Raw genomic sequence first — 16,307 nt, 5'->3', positions numbered from 1 at the left:
ATGCGGATCCGAATTTCCCGTCAAGCGACTCTAGCTATCGATTCGGGGTTGAGACGGGAAATCGGGAATCGCTGGGTTTGCCACCCCGTCAACCTATGCTCATATTCACCGTTTCATCGAGACACTTTCCCCGGAACGTATACCGACTCAATCCAGGTCCGGGCAAACGGATGGCCGTCCGGGGTCCAACCGTTTACATCGACGGTGACATTATACACGCCTGTTTGGGTGAAGGCAGGCAATGTGCCGACAAATTCACCCGCTTGACGGGAAGGAACGAGGCGCATCTCCATCCTTTGTTGATTCATAGATGCTGCCGTTTGAGCCGAAGGCGGAACGACACGGACACGGACATTCCAACGGTCCCAACGGGCCGATGCTACGGAGGGCATCACTTTCATCGCATAGGTCCCGGTCTTGCCCTTGACCGGCTGGATCTGATATTGCAGTCCAGACGCGGATGTGTAGGTGACCGTCATCAGGTACGCATCATCCACGCTGTTTTGAATGCGTACTTTCCAGTTTCCTGCTGCCGGTTGCGCGATTCGAAAAGCGTTTACATTCGCATTCCGAAAAATACCTTGATCCACACCAGTGAAGTATTGCGGGCTTTGGCTGTTATAGATCTGACCTGTCGGGGACTCCAGGATCACCTGTGCTCCGGCATGTCCGGTCATCACATTGAACACCACTTCGGTATTACCAGATTCAACCGGTACCGTCTCCGTCACAATTTGCCCCGCCGGGAGTGATTGCCCGCGCACCACTTGTTGGGGGGTAGCCGCTGATTGCACGCGATCCTTGGTTGCGGACACATGCGACGATGGTTCGACCGTCATCGCCGTTTTGCCCGTTCGCAACAACGGTTCAATCCGATAGAATGAAGCGGTGCCGGTGCGGATAAAATCATGATCGAAATTTTCCGTAAATATATGCGAAGCGTAGGGCAATTGGGTACTCCATACGTTAACCAACCCGTCATTGCTGCCATGCACCGACAGATATGCCCCGCCCGTCCACAATGCGGACGGGAATGGTCCCCAGTTGGTACCTGCTGCGGTATAGAACGGATTGTTGCTCACCTCGGCACGTCCGTCCGTATCTGAGCGGAATTGGTCCATGTAACCCGTCTGCAGGACGTATACCCCGTCACTTTTGACCCCCAGCAATTCAGCCAGCCACCCCGCATACCAGCTGTATGCGAGATCGGCCAGATGCGAGCCGTGATGCGGGGACGCCAACGTGATCACCTTGCCCACATAGGGAGAGGCACCATAATACACCAATGCAGTCTGCGTGTCGATCCCGCCTTTGCTGTGCGCCACCACATTGACCGGTTGCCCGAAGTATTGTGAAATTTGGCGCAACAGTCCGGCCAGCAATTGACCGTTGTCCCACATGCTGGCACCGCCGTTGCCTGAAGCGTCCCACAGCTGCAGGAAGGCCGTCCGGTATCCTGCATAGTAAGCGTCTTCATACATATCGTTGTGGCCATGGTATACCGTGTCTTCCCACCAGCTTTCGGCCGTGCCGTTCAACCCCTGAACAAACACGATTGGCGGCTTGCTGGGATCGGCATTGGGCGGTGTCGCTCCCAAATACCATGTTCCCGGCGGATCAGTGGCGGTGGATACAGCGCCCCCCGCCTGTCCCATCTTGACAGGAGGCGGTACGCTTGCCTTCCCGGATGCCGGTGCGCCGGGAACCAAGAGAATACACATCAACAAGGCAGCAAAAACGAACCATTTCCTGTGTCTCACTGGGTATCGCTCCTTTCCGTGAATTGATTGTGCCTTTCTTTGAAAAGGAGCCAAATTCCTGCCGCCTGTTTTTCACTTGTTTTCCGCCTGTTTCACCCGGTCCAACAGTTGTTTCATATCCGCAGGCATGGGGGACTCCCAAGTGCGCGGAGATTTGTCGCGCGGATGGATGAGCGTCAAACGTGCGGCATGCAGAGCTTGCCGCTCCATCCCCCACATGGCCGCATCTTCCTCATTTCCATATAAAGTATCGCCGATGATCGGATGGCCGAGATGCGCCAAATGGACCCGAATTTGATGGGTTCGCCCCGTTTGCAGTGAAAGACGTACCAACGATGCCTTGGAAAAAGCCGCTTCCACCCGGTAGTGGGTGACCGCCTCCGCTCCGTCCGGGGTTACGATGCGACGGCTGGTGTGGGCGGGGTCCCGACCGATCGGGGCATCGATCGTACCGGATGCTCGCGACACATGGCCGTTCACGATGGCCAAATATTCGCGTTCATACCGCTTGTTCGCCATCTGCCCGGATAAAAAAGCATGGGCGTGCGCGTGCTTGGCAAACACGATCAAGCCGGACGTCTCTTTATCCAGCCGCGTCACCGGCCGCACCTGGTGAGCCTCTCCCCTTTCCCGCCAATGATGCACCAAACCGTTGGCCAATGTCCAATCCCGGTAATCTTTGGTCGGATGCACAACGACACCCGGTTGTTTGTCCAACACCAGCAGATCTTCGTCTTCATACAGAATGTGTAAGGGAACGGGCTGAGGAGGAATGTGGACCGGCTCTTCGTCCGTCAGGGTGACAGTAATGACATCCCCCGTTTTCACGCGGGAGGTCAGATAGGCGAATGAACCGTTGACCCGAACACCATCGGTCACCTTCAATCGGCGGAACTGACGGCGGGAAAACCGGAACCGGTTGCGCAGGACTTGGCGGACCATCTTGCCGTCCTCCGACTCATCGACACGATGTGTCATCACTGTGTGTGACTCCATGTTTTCATCCCTTTCTCGCACCACTTACCAAACAAAAAACAAAAACGATCACGATACGGACGTACACTGCTGTATCAATTCATTATAGTCGTTTCCATCGAAAAAGAAGAAAACGAAACCCGTTTCCCCATACATCCGTCTCATAATCCTCCGGCCAATTCCCCATAATATGGTTATCACCAATAAGGAGGCCACGAAGATGGACGCCAAAAAGAATGATCCCCGCTTCACAGAGATGGAAGACGCGCAGGAAACGGATGCCTCGCAATTCATTCAACTGGCTTATGAACAAAACAACGAAGCGGCCGACGTCACCGCGATGAACAAAGAAGCCGAAGAACAGACTGACTGATGCATTTTTTGGAGATGTAAGACCGGTCAACCCAGTTGGGAGGCGAAGGATCAACCTGACCACAACCGGGTGATTCTGTCCCGGTGAGGAAGCGGAATGTGAAAAACCGCCTCCCAAACATGTTTGATACAAAAAGGAGCCAATACCCTATGGAACCGTTCCGCCAAGACCCTGTATCCGTCGACCGGCGCCTGTTGCCCGACGGGCGCGTACAGGTGGATTTCTCCGGTGAAATTGCCGTATTCGACACGCTGGAACAAGCAGACCAGGCGATACATGAATATTTGGCCAAACATTATCCGGATGGTGAATGATGTTGTTTCAGTGCCCCGAAGTAGGTTAATCACTTTGTTCAGCAGACATGTCCTTCGGGGCTGTTTCTCATCAACCATCTACTTTTTCTTATCTTTAAATCCTCTATTAATCAATAACTCTCTGAGTTCAACTAGAAACAACATACCGCATACAATAGCAAAAGTAACAGATAAATAAAAGAAAAGTTTTACAATCACCAGATTCCACCATTCCCCAGGAAAATCCTCAGGGAAAAATCCTTTCGGAATCCAAGAGGGTGCATCGCTTCAATTCCCGTATAATGCATAACCGAAAAAAATCGAAAAGGAAATAAATCCGATTGTACTCAATCCTAGTTCTAAAACATACTTATATCCCTTTTTCTTCATAGTACCTCTCCATCATGATGACGGATTATTCGAACCGGAATGTGTTTCTTTTTCAAATTTATTTCAGAAACAGTTTTTTTATCGCACCGAAAGTTAGCTTAGTAACAGGTCATAAGGTAAGGGGCCGGTGGCTTATCTTCCCCTTTAAGGTATTACCGCTTTATGCGCTAAAGGCTGAAATTCCACCAGTATACGGGCATAACAGTTTGGACATCTTATTAGGAATGAGGGAGGGATTCATTCGTGTGGATTCTTTGGCTGTACCTATTAAATATGTTCTTAATGTTAACCATAGCGATCCGCGAAGTACGAAAACCAGCCAATGCTTTGAATTGGTTAACCATCAACCTGATTTTTCCTTTTATCGGTTTTGGGCTCTATCTTAGCGCATCGCATCCTGTGCGCATTCGTCGAGAAAGACTGACGTCTCCACACAATAAGTCGGATAAGTTGCCTGATTCATTCAGCCGCACAGCCTCGGTCATCGCTCATGCTTTACGGCATTTGACCGTACATGGCCTTCGGACTGGCCGAGTTCAGGTGCTTAAGAACGGCATTGAAACATATGAGAAACTTATCGAATCTATACGGAACGCGAAAAGAACAATTGATATGGAATATTACATATATCGGGATGATCAAATTGGCAGACTTATCACGGACCTGCTAATCGAACGGTCCTCCGCAGGTGTCCAGGTCCGATTTTTGAGAGACGGTTTTGGAAGCCGACAATTTCCACGGCGTCAGATCATTCGGATGATGGATGCAGGGATTGAATGCCGTACGTTTTTTCCCGTGCGCTTCCCTTCGGTATTATTATCCAATTGGAATTACAGGGATCATTGTAAGATCGTCGTGATCGACGGAAAGGAAGCTTTTACAGGTGGTATCAACGTCGGGTATGAGTATACAGGATTGAAGCCCAATGTAGGGTTTTGGCGCGACAACCATGTGCGAATTGTAGGTGAAGTTGCAGCCGATTTGCAAGCTGTCTTCGACGCTCATTGGAGCATCGCTTCGCCGGAACGGATGAAGACGAGGACACGTAACAAAAAAGTTGAAGATACCTTAAAGCCTATTCAGAGTCCAAGGCATATATTGCAGAACATCACTCAACCAGGTAGAGCTTCTTTTGCCGATTGGTCCACAGAATGGGGCGCTGAGTTGGGCACCATGGATGGTTCCAGTGATGACACTATTCCGAACACAGAGACGTTGCAGGAAGCATACGTACAAACGTTAGAAGGTAATCCTGGAATTCCCACCCAAATCATCCGGCAGTCATACTTCATTTGTCTGACACAAGCGACCCGGACTATTGACATCACCACTCCCTATTTTGTGCCCGATGCCGATATCATCATGGCGATAAAGACAGCCGTGGCACGCGGTGTTCGGGTTAGATTGCTGGTTCCTCGTCAAATGGACCTCACAACCATGATCGTGGGCGCTGCAAGCCGCACCTATTATGGAGAATTGTTGGAAGCCGGGGTCCATATTTACCTGTACAACAAAGGTATATTGCACGGGAAGCTTATGATTATCGATGGGGAGATTTCCGTAGTAGGCGCTGCAAACTATGATATGAGAAGTTTTCGCCTGGATTACGAGGTATGCGAAGTCTTGTATAGTGCCAACGTGGCAAGAGAACTTACAGAGCAATTCGAGCACGATCTCACTGATTCCGAACTGTTGAAGATCGAAGATTTGAGGAACCGCTCTCTTTCACAGCGTATTCTCGATCAAGGAGCGCGCCTGCTCTCCCCGTTGTTATAGATGCTCTGTTGCTCCATTTTTCCTCCTAAAGTTGGTTCTTGTTTCCAGACTATTACAGGGGGTAGACGGAAAGAGCCAATCTATCCATCCATCTTTGTTTTATCAATCCCGATCAATTCTGCCCGCACCCACAGGCCGTAAACGGTGGCAGCAAAGAAAAACGCCACAGTGCCTATGGCGGCGAACACCACGTACCCATTGGACATGTCCCCACGATCGTGCACATTTCCCCAAATCCAAGCCGCCAGACAAACCAACGCCGGAAAAATGAAAGCCCAACCACCCATCCAGGCCGCTTTCACCTGTTTTCGCCGATTATTCGGATACATGGCATATAATACACGTCTGGCGTACCACCGGATATACCATCTGCCCGCGATGAAATACGCAATCAACAAGGCCCCCCACATAATCAATGAACCGATGGTACTCGGATTGATGATTCCCCACCGCCAAACTACAGAGATCATCAGCTCCAAATAGACAAAAAAGAACACCGCACATCCTGTCACGAACAGAAGATGGGGCAACCACAACCGTACAAGCTGTCTCATTAAATCCCCCCAACTTACAATCGGCCCGAAATAAAAATAGGCAGGTTGAAAACCATCTGCCAACTGATGTTAAAACACTAATCAAAGAGAAAAGCTAAGCGCGAAACGACCTTTCATTGGACTTAACAGTCCATTGATCATGACCCTGTGATTCTACCTTACCATCTTCTTTTTCAAATCAATCCCGATCAATTCCGCCCGTACGATATACCGGTCGGGCGCACTGCCCACATAGTTGAACGGATAACATGTGGTCAGCGTCAGGATCGGCTTGGGGTAAGGAACGATCACCGTTCGGTCGTCCGCATCAGTCACCCACATGGTACGCACCTGATAAACAAACATCCCGTCGGCTGTTTGGACGTACAGTTTGTCCCCTTTTCGCACTTCTCCCATCCGGCGGAACACCGTATCCCTGTGCCCGGACAGAACCACTTGCCCCGTTTCCCCCGGCATCACGGTACCGTAACCGACGTAGTGGCCCACCCCTTTAGCCAGATCATCGGGACTCGTTCCTTCCACGATCGGCAAAATGGCCCCGATCCGGGGGATGATCAGTTTTCCGATCATCTCTCCCGAATGGGGCTGTTGGTGCGAAGTGATTCCTTGCGACAATGCGGGCCGTGGTGAGGTATCCAGTCCGTCATTCGCGATCGACATTGCCATCTCCGGATCATACACCGCGATATGGAGTTGATCCCACCATTGAAAGCCGTTGTACAACAGGGTCAGGCTTCCGATGATGATGAGCAGAACGGCGATCGCGCGCGTCATGTTATCCCCTCACCGTGCGGAATTTGAGCAGGGCCAGACCGATCAGGAGCATCAGGCCGCCAAACAGCGTACCCATCGGGTAATCGGTGGCCGTTACCGGCAATTTGCCGCCTTTTTTGGCTTTGTTTATCATTTCTTTGCCTTTTTTCACGGGCATGATCGGCGGTTTTTTCGCATCTTTTCCATCCCCGTCTTTGGGCGGAAGCACCACCGTTTTACCGCCGTCCTTCACCTCGATGCTGATCGTGTTGATCGTTCCCATCGGCGCACCGTCCACCTCACCGATGAACATAGCAACCACATCATAGGTGCCCGGCTCCAGTTTGTCGAGGGTATAGGTGAAAGACGTTCCTTTGTAATCCGGCTCGGACATGGTTTCCGTGATTATTTCTTCGTCTTCCTGATGACCCACACCGATGTACCAGATGCCTTGTGCTTCTTTGGCATAGGTCAACTCGGCCTTGATCACGTGTTTGCCGTTTTCCGTCGTATAGGTGATTTTCATTCCCGGTATGGTGAAATCATGGTCTTTTTCCAGCGTGACCTCTTTCCCGTCCACCGTTCCGGTGAACTTCACGTGCAGGGTGTATTCACCCTCTTGATACAAATCTTCGAACACGGCCGTGCCGTCTTTGGAAGTTACGGGATCCAACCCGTCAATGGTGAATTCCCATTTCCCTTTAACGTCTTTGGCATTTTCAATCTCGGCTTTGAACAGGATGGCCCCTTCGTCAGTCAGATCTTGATGGACCTTGATGTCGTAGTTGCCGGGAACGTCCCCGGGTTGTTCATCGCCGTTTCCTTTTTGATCTTCATTCGTTACATTTTGTTCGTCATTACCCTTGTCATTGTCATTGCCCGGTTTGGACTTATCCAGGTTTACCGATACGTTGCCGGACAACTCCTTGTCTTCCGTTCCGTTGTCCACTTTTCCTTTAAAAGTGACCGTCAGTTCCAACACGCCACCTTTTTCCGTCAGGGAAGCCGGGAGCTCGAAGGTGACGGACGGGCTTTGGGATTCTTTTTTGGTTTCGATATCCGTTTGCCCTTTCAGCGTCCATTCACCGTCTGCTTGGGTCGCGCCCGGGATGGTCGCCGTAACGATGTGTTTGCCGTCCTTCACTTCATGTTTGACATCCAGCGCAGCAGAACCGGAGTTGGCCCAGGTGGTGGGGATCACCGCAAACACCAACAGGAGGGCCATGAGGGTGGATACCAGTCTCAAGATTCCCAATCCTCCCAAAAGAAATATGAATCACGAAAAAATGATAGCATAAGGGTTTTCATTAAGGCAATATTTGTTTTTATTTGAAAAACCTATATTTGTGTACAAAATCGATAAACACGATCAAATCGTCACCAATAAATTTTTCTGAAAGAAATTTCCATCTTCTTTATAGTCACGCAACACGCCGTAACAGGCTGTCCGGTTAGGACAAAGCTCCATAGCGATACCTTGCGTCTCGTAACAAAATCGGGCCGCTATTACCCAGGAAAATTGTATTGTTTCGTCTAACGAAATGGTAGTGATGAGTCATCCATTCCTAACACAACGAAGCCCATCGAGACACCCAACTAAGTGTCCCGATGGGCTTGTTTCGAGAGGAATTTCAGAGGGAAAGTGGTCACCCTGAGAGATGCAGAATACCTCTTAATACATCACGCCGGTACGCCGATGTGTTCGGGCGAAGAAAGCCGGGTCCGGATCGAAGTATCGGGGATCGTATTTGGCCACGAAATGACCGTCCGGCGTCAAATACCCTGATCCCCAAGTAGGATCCATCGTTAACCACCTACCGTCAATGCGTGCTTCCACCCACGCGTGCCGGTTGCCTTGGGACATGCCTTCCACGAACCGTGCTTCGATCCCGATCGACCGCAACAAGGCAACGGTGAGAAAGGTATAGTCTTGGCAGACTCCTTTTTTCTCGCGCAATGTCTTTAATGCACTGTCATCGAGCTCGAACGCGTCTGTCCGAAATTTGTCCACATCATAACGCACATGGGTGGCGACGTATCGGTATATGGCTTTGGCTTTGGCTCGATCATCCATTTGGCCGGCAACGATCCGGCGTGCCAACGCTTCGATTTGCGGAGAATCTGACTGAATACCCCTGGACGGCAAAAGATAGCGTAGATCTTTCGGACCCGTGGCGTTCACCTCGAACTGGGCGACACGGAAAAAGCGGAAATAGTCACGATGTTGGTGAGTGATTTCCGGAACATTGACCGACACCTCATACCGTCCCGGTCCGAACCGGAGCCAAAAAACCCCGTCAAACCGATAATTTTTGACCGGGATAAAGTAAGTGGCTTCCTCGCCGTCTTTTACCGTTTGTATGATCAATTCCCTCGTCTCACCGGCGTAAGGCGCGTCCGGGTCGATCCGACCGGCGATCCGATAGGTGTATTTTCCGGTACCTCCACTGGCTTGCGGCACCGTGATCTGTATTCCCCGTTTTTCATAATCAGCAAAATACCGGATCGGCGCTTTTCTCGATCGATCGGCGTTATCCACCAAAATCTCCGCGCCTTCCTGATAGTATCGCTGGTGCTTGGCATCCGGCACCAGCACCCGTAGCTGATGAATCCCCTTACCGTAATAGAGGGGAATGTCGGCGGCAAATGCTCCGTTTTTCACCGAAACTAACCGATCCCAGGATTGTGAGCCTTTCACCAGTTGGATCATCACATTGTGGCGCCCATAAGTTTGACGGATGATGCCTGTCACATGAATCCGGCCATTCGCCCGGACCAACCCCTGTGACGGCTGCTTGAGAGAAAGCCCCGTCTCCCACGCATACGGCGAATAGGCAATGTCTCGTTTCACCCGAGGATTGACGTTGACGACGGTAAATTGCGTCAGCTCGTAGAAAGTATCGGCTTTCTCTCGGCTCGGCAAGCGAACCGTCACCTGATACTCACCTTTACCGGCAAACAACCGGATGCTTTGCGCAAACGTCCCATTTTTAATGGGAATGTAGATATCAAATTCGTTCTCCGGAGCTGCCGAATGATCCCCCATTTTCCGGAGACCCACCCATACAAATGGCGATCGCAATCCGCGATGATTCTTCACCGTGCCGGAAAGAGAAAACATTTCATTTACCGCAAACCTCTGATAACGCGGGGAAGAAAGCGATGCCCCTACTTCCCGCGCGTAGGTAGAGTACTGGAGCGGTTCCTTGATCCATTGTGCGTTGAATTGCTGTACCATCTCCGCCAACGGATCGGTGGAGCTGTCCTGTTTGAGAAACGGTAGATCGCAAGCGGAAAACATGGCCGACATCAACAATAACAAAACGGTGATACCGGTTTGTCTCACTCGTCGCACGCAGTCACCCCGTTTCCGATCCATTTTGCCTCCATTATCTCACGAAACCGGATCAAATCGCAGCAACACATTGTTGAAAACAAAAAAATGGGACCGCACGATGCGACCCCGCATTCATATAGACCAAGACCAGACCGAGTGAACGAGCGCCTTCGGTCAATAATAGTGTACACCAGATTTCCGATGCTGTGTTTTTAAAACTTCGACAATATTCGACAAAAACTCCCCCCCATTTTTTCGTTTTTGACGCAGTTTTTTGACCATGTTTTAAAACCCCCAAAAATTGCATTTTTCAAGCCTGTATTTGTTTCTTGACACCAACTGAGTTCCATGTAAGATTGATATGCAAAGGAATCTTTTCAAAACATGAAATGTTGCCTCAGAATTAAAGGCAGGTGAACCGTGATCGAGCTCGGTCACAACATCCGACGCCGGCGAAAGGAACTGGGTTTGACGCAATCGCAACTGGCTAAAGGTATTATTTCCACTCCTTATCTCAGCTTGATCGAAAACGGCAAAGCATTGCCCCGTCCAGACATACTGCTCCCACTGGCCAAGCGGCTTCAGACCAGTGTGGAGAGTTTGATGGGAGTTACCGACGAAAACACGATGGAGCAAGTGCAGTCCCTGATCGAAAAAGCGCGATCTGCACTCATCTATGAAGCCAACGGCTTCGAACAGGCTCATCAGTATGTCGACACACTTCACAAACTGGTGGAATCCGTCTCCGACCCCCATATCCTGATGAAAGTGGATCTTTTGGAAATCAACTTGTATGAGCACAAATTTGATGTTGACCGGTATACACAATTGATGAAATCCTTCGAAGAAAAATGGGAAAATTTCCGAAATGATCCTGACATTCTAGTCCAATATTTACGGATCAAAGGGAACATGGAATTCCACATGGCCCGATACGAAAAGGCCATGTGGCACTACAAGGCGGCGGAGAAACGATTGGCCGATGTAACGGACGAGATTGAGAAAGGGTACATATACGGCAACCTGGGAAAAACATACTTGCTGCTGGCCAACCCCTCCCTCGGCATCCTGTACGCGGAAAAAGCGATGCAGATCATGTCGGCACACGACCGCTGGCTGGAAATGTGCCATCTGCTGCAACTGATCGGATCATGCTACTGTTACAACGGCGAATATGAGGAGGCGTTACATTACTTTGAACGCATCCTGCGCATGTGTGATCAGTTTCTTGTTTCCTCACTTCTCATCTCGCGGGCCTATCACGAAATCGGCATCTGCCACATGAAATTGGGCAACACCGAAAAAGCGATCCATTTTCTGAATCAATCACTGGATGTAGTGGAGCCCGGTGGATTGCCCGACTGGGAAATCGGAGTGGTCCACCAATCCCTTTGCCAAACGTACTTGAAACGCGGAGACCTCGTCCAGGCCAAAAAACATATCCTCACAGCTCTGGAACTGCTCCAAGACAGAAAAAACTTTTTGGCGGAATGCTACATCTACCTCGGGAAAATCGCCTACGCCGAAAACAACCCGGAAACATTCGTCACCTACTATATGCGTGCCATCGAGATTTTCGAGGAACTGGACATTGGAGAAAAAATCGCACGTGCAGCTCATACGCTGGGAAGATACTTCCTGGAACAGGGTGAACATCAACGGGGTGCCGAATTGTTGCTCAAAGCATCCCGGCATTACGGTCAATTGATCCCGACCGTCGATTTCGATGTCGATTTGCCCACCCCAATCAAAACGGCACAACAAAAAAGCGGGTAACCCATGTAATAGGTTACCCGCCGCTTTTTTTGGAAAGCCGAACTCATCCAGCGGATTCTCCCAGCATCGCCAGAAACTCCTCTTCGTCCAGGATCTTTACACCCAGCTCCTGTGCTTTGGTCAGTTTGGAGCCCGCTTTCTCACCGGCGATGAGGAAATCGGTTTTTTTGCTGACACTGCCGGACACTTTGCCGCCGAGCGCCTCAACTTTACCAGCCGCTTCCTGGCGTGTCATGCTGTGCAAGGTGCCGGTCAGCACGACCGTTTTTCCGGCAAAAGGACTGTCTTGCTCCGTTTGCTTCTCTGATACCGGACCCAGGTAGGCGAAATTGACGCCCGCTTGACGCAACCGCTCGATAGTTTCCTTCACTTCCGGCTTCGCGAAATACGTGACGATGGAGTCGGCCATTTTCGGCCCGATCTCCTCGATCGACTCCAGCTCTTCCCGCGTGGCCGTCATCAATTTGTCCAGAAGTCTGAAATACTGCGCCAAAATACGCGCCCCTTTGGCACCGACGAAGCGGATGCCCAGGCCGAAGATCAACCGCTCCACGGAGTTCCCCTTGCTCTGTTCGATGGCGGCCAACAGATTGTCCACCGATTTTTCCCCCATGCGCTCCAGGGGCAATAGCTCTTCTTTCTTCAAGTAATACAAATCGGCCACGCTGCGCACCAGTCCCGCTTCAAACAGTTGAGTGACCACTTTTTCCCCCAAACCTTCGATATTCATCGCACCGCGGGAAACAAAGTGAATGATGCCTTCCCGGGTTTGGGCCGGACATTGGGGATTGATGCAGCGAAGAGCTACCTCGCCTTCCAGCCGAACCAGGCGGCTGCCGCATTCCGGGCAGTCGGAGGGCATTTGATAGGGCCGTTCCTCACCCGTTCGCCGTTCTTTCAGCACACCGACGACCTCGGGGATGATGTCGCCCGCTTTTTTCACGATGACGTGATCGCCGATCAACAACCCTTTTTCGCGGATGATGTCCTCATTGTGAAGAGAGGCCCGTTGCACCGTCGTGCCAGCCAGGGTGACCGGTTCCAAAATCGCTGTCGGGGTGACTGCCCCGGTCCGCCCCACACGCACCTCGATCCCCCGCAGGATTGTCACCGCTTCCTCGGCCGGAAACTTGTAGGCGATCGCCCACCGCGGACTTTTGGCCGTCATTCCCAAGCGTTCTCGAAGTGCAAGATCATCGACCTTGATCACGATACCATCAATTTCGTAGTCCAGTTCCGGTCGCTTCTCCCGCCACTCTTCGACGAACGCCATCACTTCCTCGATGCTGTCTACTGTACGGCGATGCGGGTTCACCTTGAGACCCAATCGACTCAACCATTCCAACGTCTCCGTATGGGTCGACGGCAACAATGCCTCATCCACAGCACCGACCCCGTACAAAAAGATGTCCAATGCCCGTTCAGCCGCCAATTTCGGGTCCAGCTGCCGGAGCGATCCAGCCGCAGCGTTGCGCGGGTTGGCAAACAACGGCTCGCCGCGCCGTTCCTTCTCCGCGTTGATGCGGCGGAATTCCCGTTTCGGCATGAACGCTTCTCCGCGCACTTCCACCGTCACCGGTTCGCGCAGGCGCAACGGCAGAGAGCGGATCGTTCTCAGGTTTTGCGTGATATCTTCGCCAGTCTGTCCGTCTCCCCGTGTCGCTCCCTGTACAAACACGCCGTTTTCATACCGGAGGGAAACAGCCAGTCCGTCGATCTTCAATTCACAGACATAGCGGACCTGATCCACACCGCCCATGCGTTTGATCCGCTCGTCAAACTCCCGCAAGTCTTCCTCATTGAACGCGTTGCCCAGACTGAGCATGGGGACGCGATGCTCCACCTTCTCAAAAAACGGGAGCGGCTCGCCTCCCACCCGCTGGGTCGGCGAATCCGGCGTTTTCAGCTCGGGGAATTGTTCCTCCAACCGGATCAACTCTTGCATCAGCCGGTCATATTCCGCATCCGAGATGATCGGATCATCCAATACATGATAACGGTAATTGTGCTCTTCAATCTGTTCACGCAATGATTGGGCGCGTCGCGCTGCCTCTTGCCGGTCCATTCGCATCCGCTCCTTTCCCACCCGGATCAAAACACGTTTGCGTGTCAAAACCAGTAGACACGCCCTAGCTTTCCACGCGCGTAATCGGGGCATACCGCGCCAACAGGCGCTTGACGCCGACCGGTGCGGGGAAGGCGATGTTCAGCTCGGTATCGTCGCCTTCTCCCTGCACTTTAACTACCGTACCCACTCCCCATTTGCCGTGTCGCACTTTGTCCCCCACACGCCAATCGACGTTCGGGTTGGGGATGGGCCGTCTGACGGGACCATGGCGCAACGTCGGTTTGGTTCCCGTCGTTTCTTCCCCGTTCGCCGGTTGGATTAAATGATCAGGAATCTCGGAGAGGAAACGGGAAGGCGGATTAGCACTCGTCTGTCCAAACAACATCCGCATCCGGGCCCGGGTCAGATACAACCGTTTCTCCGCCCGTGTGATTCCGACATAGGCCAGACGCCGCTCTTCCTCCATCTCCTCCTCGTCGTCCAACGACCGGACATGCGGGAAGATGCCTTCCTCCATCCCCACGAGGAATACATGTGGAAATTCCAGCCCCTTGGCGCTGTGCAACGTCATGAGTGTGACGCCGCTATCCGCCTCGTCTTCCTCTTCCAGCGCGTCAATGTCCGAGATCAAAGCCAGGTCGGTCAAAAAGGCAACAAGCGTCTTGTCCTCACTCCGCTGTTCAAATTCCTGCGCCACCGAAAGAAACTCGTCGATGTTCTCGAGACGGGAGGCGGCTTCCAACGTCCCTTCCTTTTTCAACTCCTCCCGGTAGCCGGAACGGTTCAACACCTCTTCGGTCAGCTCGACCGCGGAGAGGTACTCCACCATCGCATGCAGTTCACGGATCAACTGAACGAACGACGAAAGCGGCTTGAGAAAACGAGCTGACAGCCCAATCGTTTCCGCCTCCAGCAGCGCTTCAAACAGGGAAATGCCGTGATCCGCCGCATACTGGGCGATCTTGTCCATCGTCGCCTGACCGATGCCACGTTTGGGTACATTGATCACGCGTTGCAAGCTGAGATCGTCATGAGGATTGACCACCAAACGCAGATAAGCCAGGATGTCTTTAATCTCCTTGCGCTCGTAGAACTTGATGCCCCCTACTACCTGGTAGGGAATGTTGGATTTGAGAAAAACCTCCTCCAACACCCGTGATTGGGCATTGGTCCGGTACAGTACCGCATAGTCGGAATAGGCGTGGCCTTCCCGGTGTCCCCGGATGATGGTCTCCGCCACAAAATAGGCTTCGTCATGCTCATTATCCGCTTCAAAAAGCTGAATACGCTCGCCCCGCTCATTTTCTGTCCACAATTTCTTCGGCTTGCGCGAGCGGTTATGTTCGATCACTCCGTTGGCTGCATCCAAAATGGTCTGCGTTGAGCGGTAGTTTTGCTCCAGTTTGATCACCTTTGCCGACGGATAATCCCGCTCGAAATGCAGGATATTGGAAATGTCCGCCCCACGGAAACGGTAGATCGACTGATCCGAATCTCCGACAACGCACAGATTCTGATGCCGAGCCGCCAGATGTTTCACCAACACGTACTGCGCATGGTTGGTATCTTGGTACTCGTCAATGTGAATGTATTGGAATTTGCGTTGGTAGTAGTCCAGCACTTCCGGTGCTTGTTGGAACAACTGCACGGTGGTCATGAGCAAATCGTCGAAATCCAGTGATTGGTTTTGCCGCAGACGGTGTTGATACCCCTCATACACCTCCGCCGCCACTTCATCCATGAGTCCGTCTGCCCTCTCCTTCATCTGGCGGGGGGTGAGCAACTGGTTTTTGGCTTGGCCGATTCGATGGAGAATGGCCCGAGGTTCAAATTTTTTGGGGTCCAGGTTTTGTTCCTTCAACACCTGTTTGATGACGGTGAGCTGATCGGAGGTATCCAGTATGGTGAAATTGCGCGAATATCCGATCCGATCGATATCTCGCCGCAAAATCCGAACACACATCGCATGAAACGTGGAAATCCAGATTTCCTCAGCCGACGGCCCCACTAAGGAGACAATCCGCTCTTTCATCTCCCGCGCCGCTTTATTGGTGAATGTGATAGCCAGGATGTTCCACGGATGTACTCCCTTGGCAAGCAAATACGCCACACGCCGGGTCAACACCCGGGTCTTTCCGCTTCCGGCGCCGGCCACGACCAGCACGGGGCCTTCAGTCGTTTCCACCGCCCTCCGTTGTTCCGGGTTGAGCCCTTGCAGCAAGGCTTCTGTCGTTTCCGTATGTTGTCCCATA

Annotated in this window: 12 protein-coding genes; 4 read left to right on the top strand and 8 right to left on the bottom strand. The window is 51.9% G+C overall.

Features of this window, described 5'->3' with window-relative positions; genetic code table 11:
* Positions 1–113: 113 nt before the first annotated feature.
* Complete coding sequence (locus KI215_RS02235; protein ID WP_212773978.1) at positions 114–1,760, bottom strand: esterase/lipase family protein; 1,647 nt, start codon at positions 1,758–1,760, stop codon at positions 114–116.
* A gap of 72 nt (positions 1,761–1,832) precedes the next feature.
* The gene (locus KI215_RS02230; RefSeq protein WP_246512261.1) at positions 1,833–2,738 is read right to left on the bottom strand and encodes an RluA family pseudouridine synthase; all 906 of its coding nucleotides are present in this window, start codon (positions 2,736–2,738) and stop codon (positions 1,833–1,835) included.
* 217 nt (positions 2,739–2,955) lie between these two features.
* Between KI215_RS02230 and KI215_RS02225 the strand changes: the two genes are divergently transcribed.
* The 3 genes from KI215_RS02225 to KI215_RS02215 all read left to right on the top strand — a co-directional run bounded on the left by KI215_RS02225 (position 2,956) and on the right by KI215_RS02215 (position 5,567).
* On the top strand, positions 2,956–3,108 hold the full coding sequence (locus KI215_RS02225; protein ID WP_212773976.1) for a hypothetical protein: 153 nt from the start codon (positions 2,956–2,958) through the stop codon (positions 3,106–3,108).
* Between the two features lie 149 nt (positions 3,109–3,257).
* Positions 3,258–3,422: a hypothetical protein gene (locus tag KI215_RS02220; protein WP_212773975.1), complete on the top strand. Its 165-nt coding sequence runs from the start codon at positions 3,258–3,260 to the stop codon at positions 3,420–3,422.
* 642 nt (positions 3,423–4,064) lie between these two features.
* Positions 4,065–5,567, top strand: a complete 1,503-nt coding sequence (locus KI215_RS02215; RefSeq protein ID WP_212775018.1) for a phospholipase D-like domain-containing protein — start codon at positions 4,065–4,067, stop codon at positions 5,565–5,567.
* A gap of 80 nt (positions 5,568–5,647) precedes the next feature.
* Here KI215_RS02215 and KI215_RS02210 read toward each other — a convergent pair whose 3' ends face one another.
* The 4 genes from KI215_RS02210 to KI215_RS02195 all read right to left on the bottom strand — a co-directional run bounded on the left by KI215_RS02210 (position 5,648) and on the right by KI215_RS02195 (position 10,253).
* A complete protein-coding gene (locus KI215_RS02210; protein WP_212773974.1) occupies positions 5,648–6,121 on the bottom strand; it encodes a hypothetical protein in 474 nt (157 codons plus the stop codon).
* Positions 6,122–6,274: 153 nt separating this feature from the next.
* The gene (locus KI215_RS02205; protein ID WP_212773973.1) at positions 6,275–6,895 is read right to left on the bottom strand and encodes a class D sortase; all 621 of its coding nucleotides are present in this window, start codon (positions 6,893–6,895) and stop codon (positions 6,275–6,277) included.
* Position 6,896: 1 nt separating this feature from the next.
* On the bottom strand, positions 6,897–8,120 hold the full coding sequence (locus KI215_RS02200) for a hypothetical protein (protein WP_212773972.1): 1,224 nt from the start codon (positions 8,118–8,120) through the stop codon (positions 6,897–6,899).
* Between the two features lie 426 nt (positions 8,121–8,546).
* Positions 8,547–10,253: a transglutaminase domain-containing protein gene (locus KI215_RS02195; RefSeq protein WP_212773971.1), complete on the bottom strand. Its 1,707-nt coding sequence runs from the start codon at positions 10,251–10,253 to the stop codon at positions 8,547–8,549.
* Positions 10,254–10,631: 378 nt separating this feature from the next.
* On the opposite strand from KI215_RS02195, the gene KI215_RS02190 reads away from it, so the two are divergent.
* On the top strand, positions 10,632–11,987 hold the full coding sequence (locus KI215_RS02190) for a helix-turn-helix transcriptional regulator (protein ID WP_212773970.1): 1,356 nt from the start codon (positions 10,632–10,634) through the stop codon (positions 11,985–11,987).
* A 43-nt stretch (positions 11,988–12,030) separates the two neighbouring features.
* On the opposite strand, the gene ligA is transcribed toward KI215_RS02190, so the two are convergent.
* The gene (gene ligA, locus KI215_RS02185; protein ID WP_212773969.1) at positions 12,031–14,052 is read right to left on the bottom strand and encodes an NAD-dependent DNA ligase LigA; all 2,022 of its coding nucleotides are present in this window, start codon (positions 14,050–14,052) and stop codon (positions 12,031–12,033) included.
* Between the two features lie 64 nt (positions 14,053–14,116).
* Entirely contained in the window at positions 14,117–16,306 is a 2,190-nt protein-coding gene (pcrA, locus tag KI215_RS02180) for a DNA helicase PcrA (RefSeq protein WP_212773968.1), read from the bottom strand.
* Position 16,307: the final 1 nt, after the last annotated feature.

Origin of the sequence: Polycladomyces abyssicola (assembly GCF_018326425.1) — a bacterium.
GTDB lineage: Bacteria > Bacillota > Bacilli > Thermoactinomycetales > JIR-001 > Polycladomyces > Polycladomyces abyssicola.
This window is presented reverse-complemented; position numbering and strand designations above follow the sequence as displayed.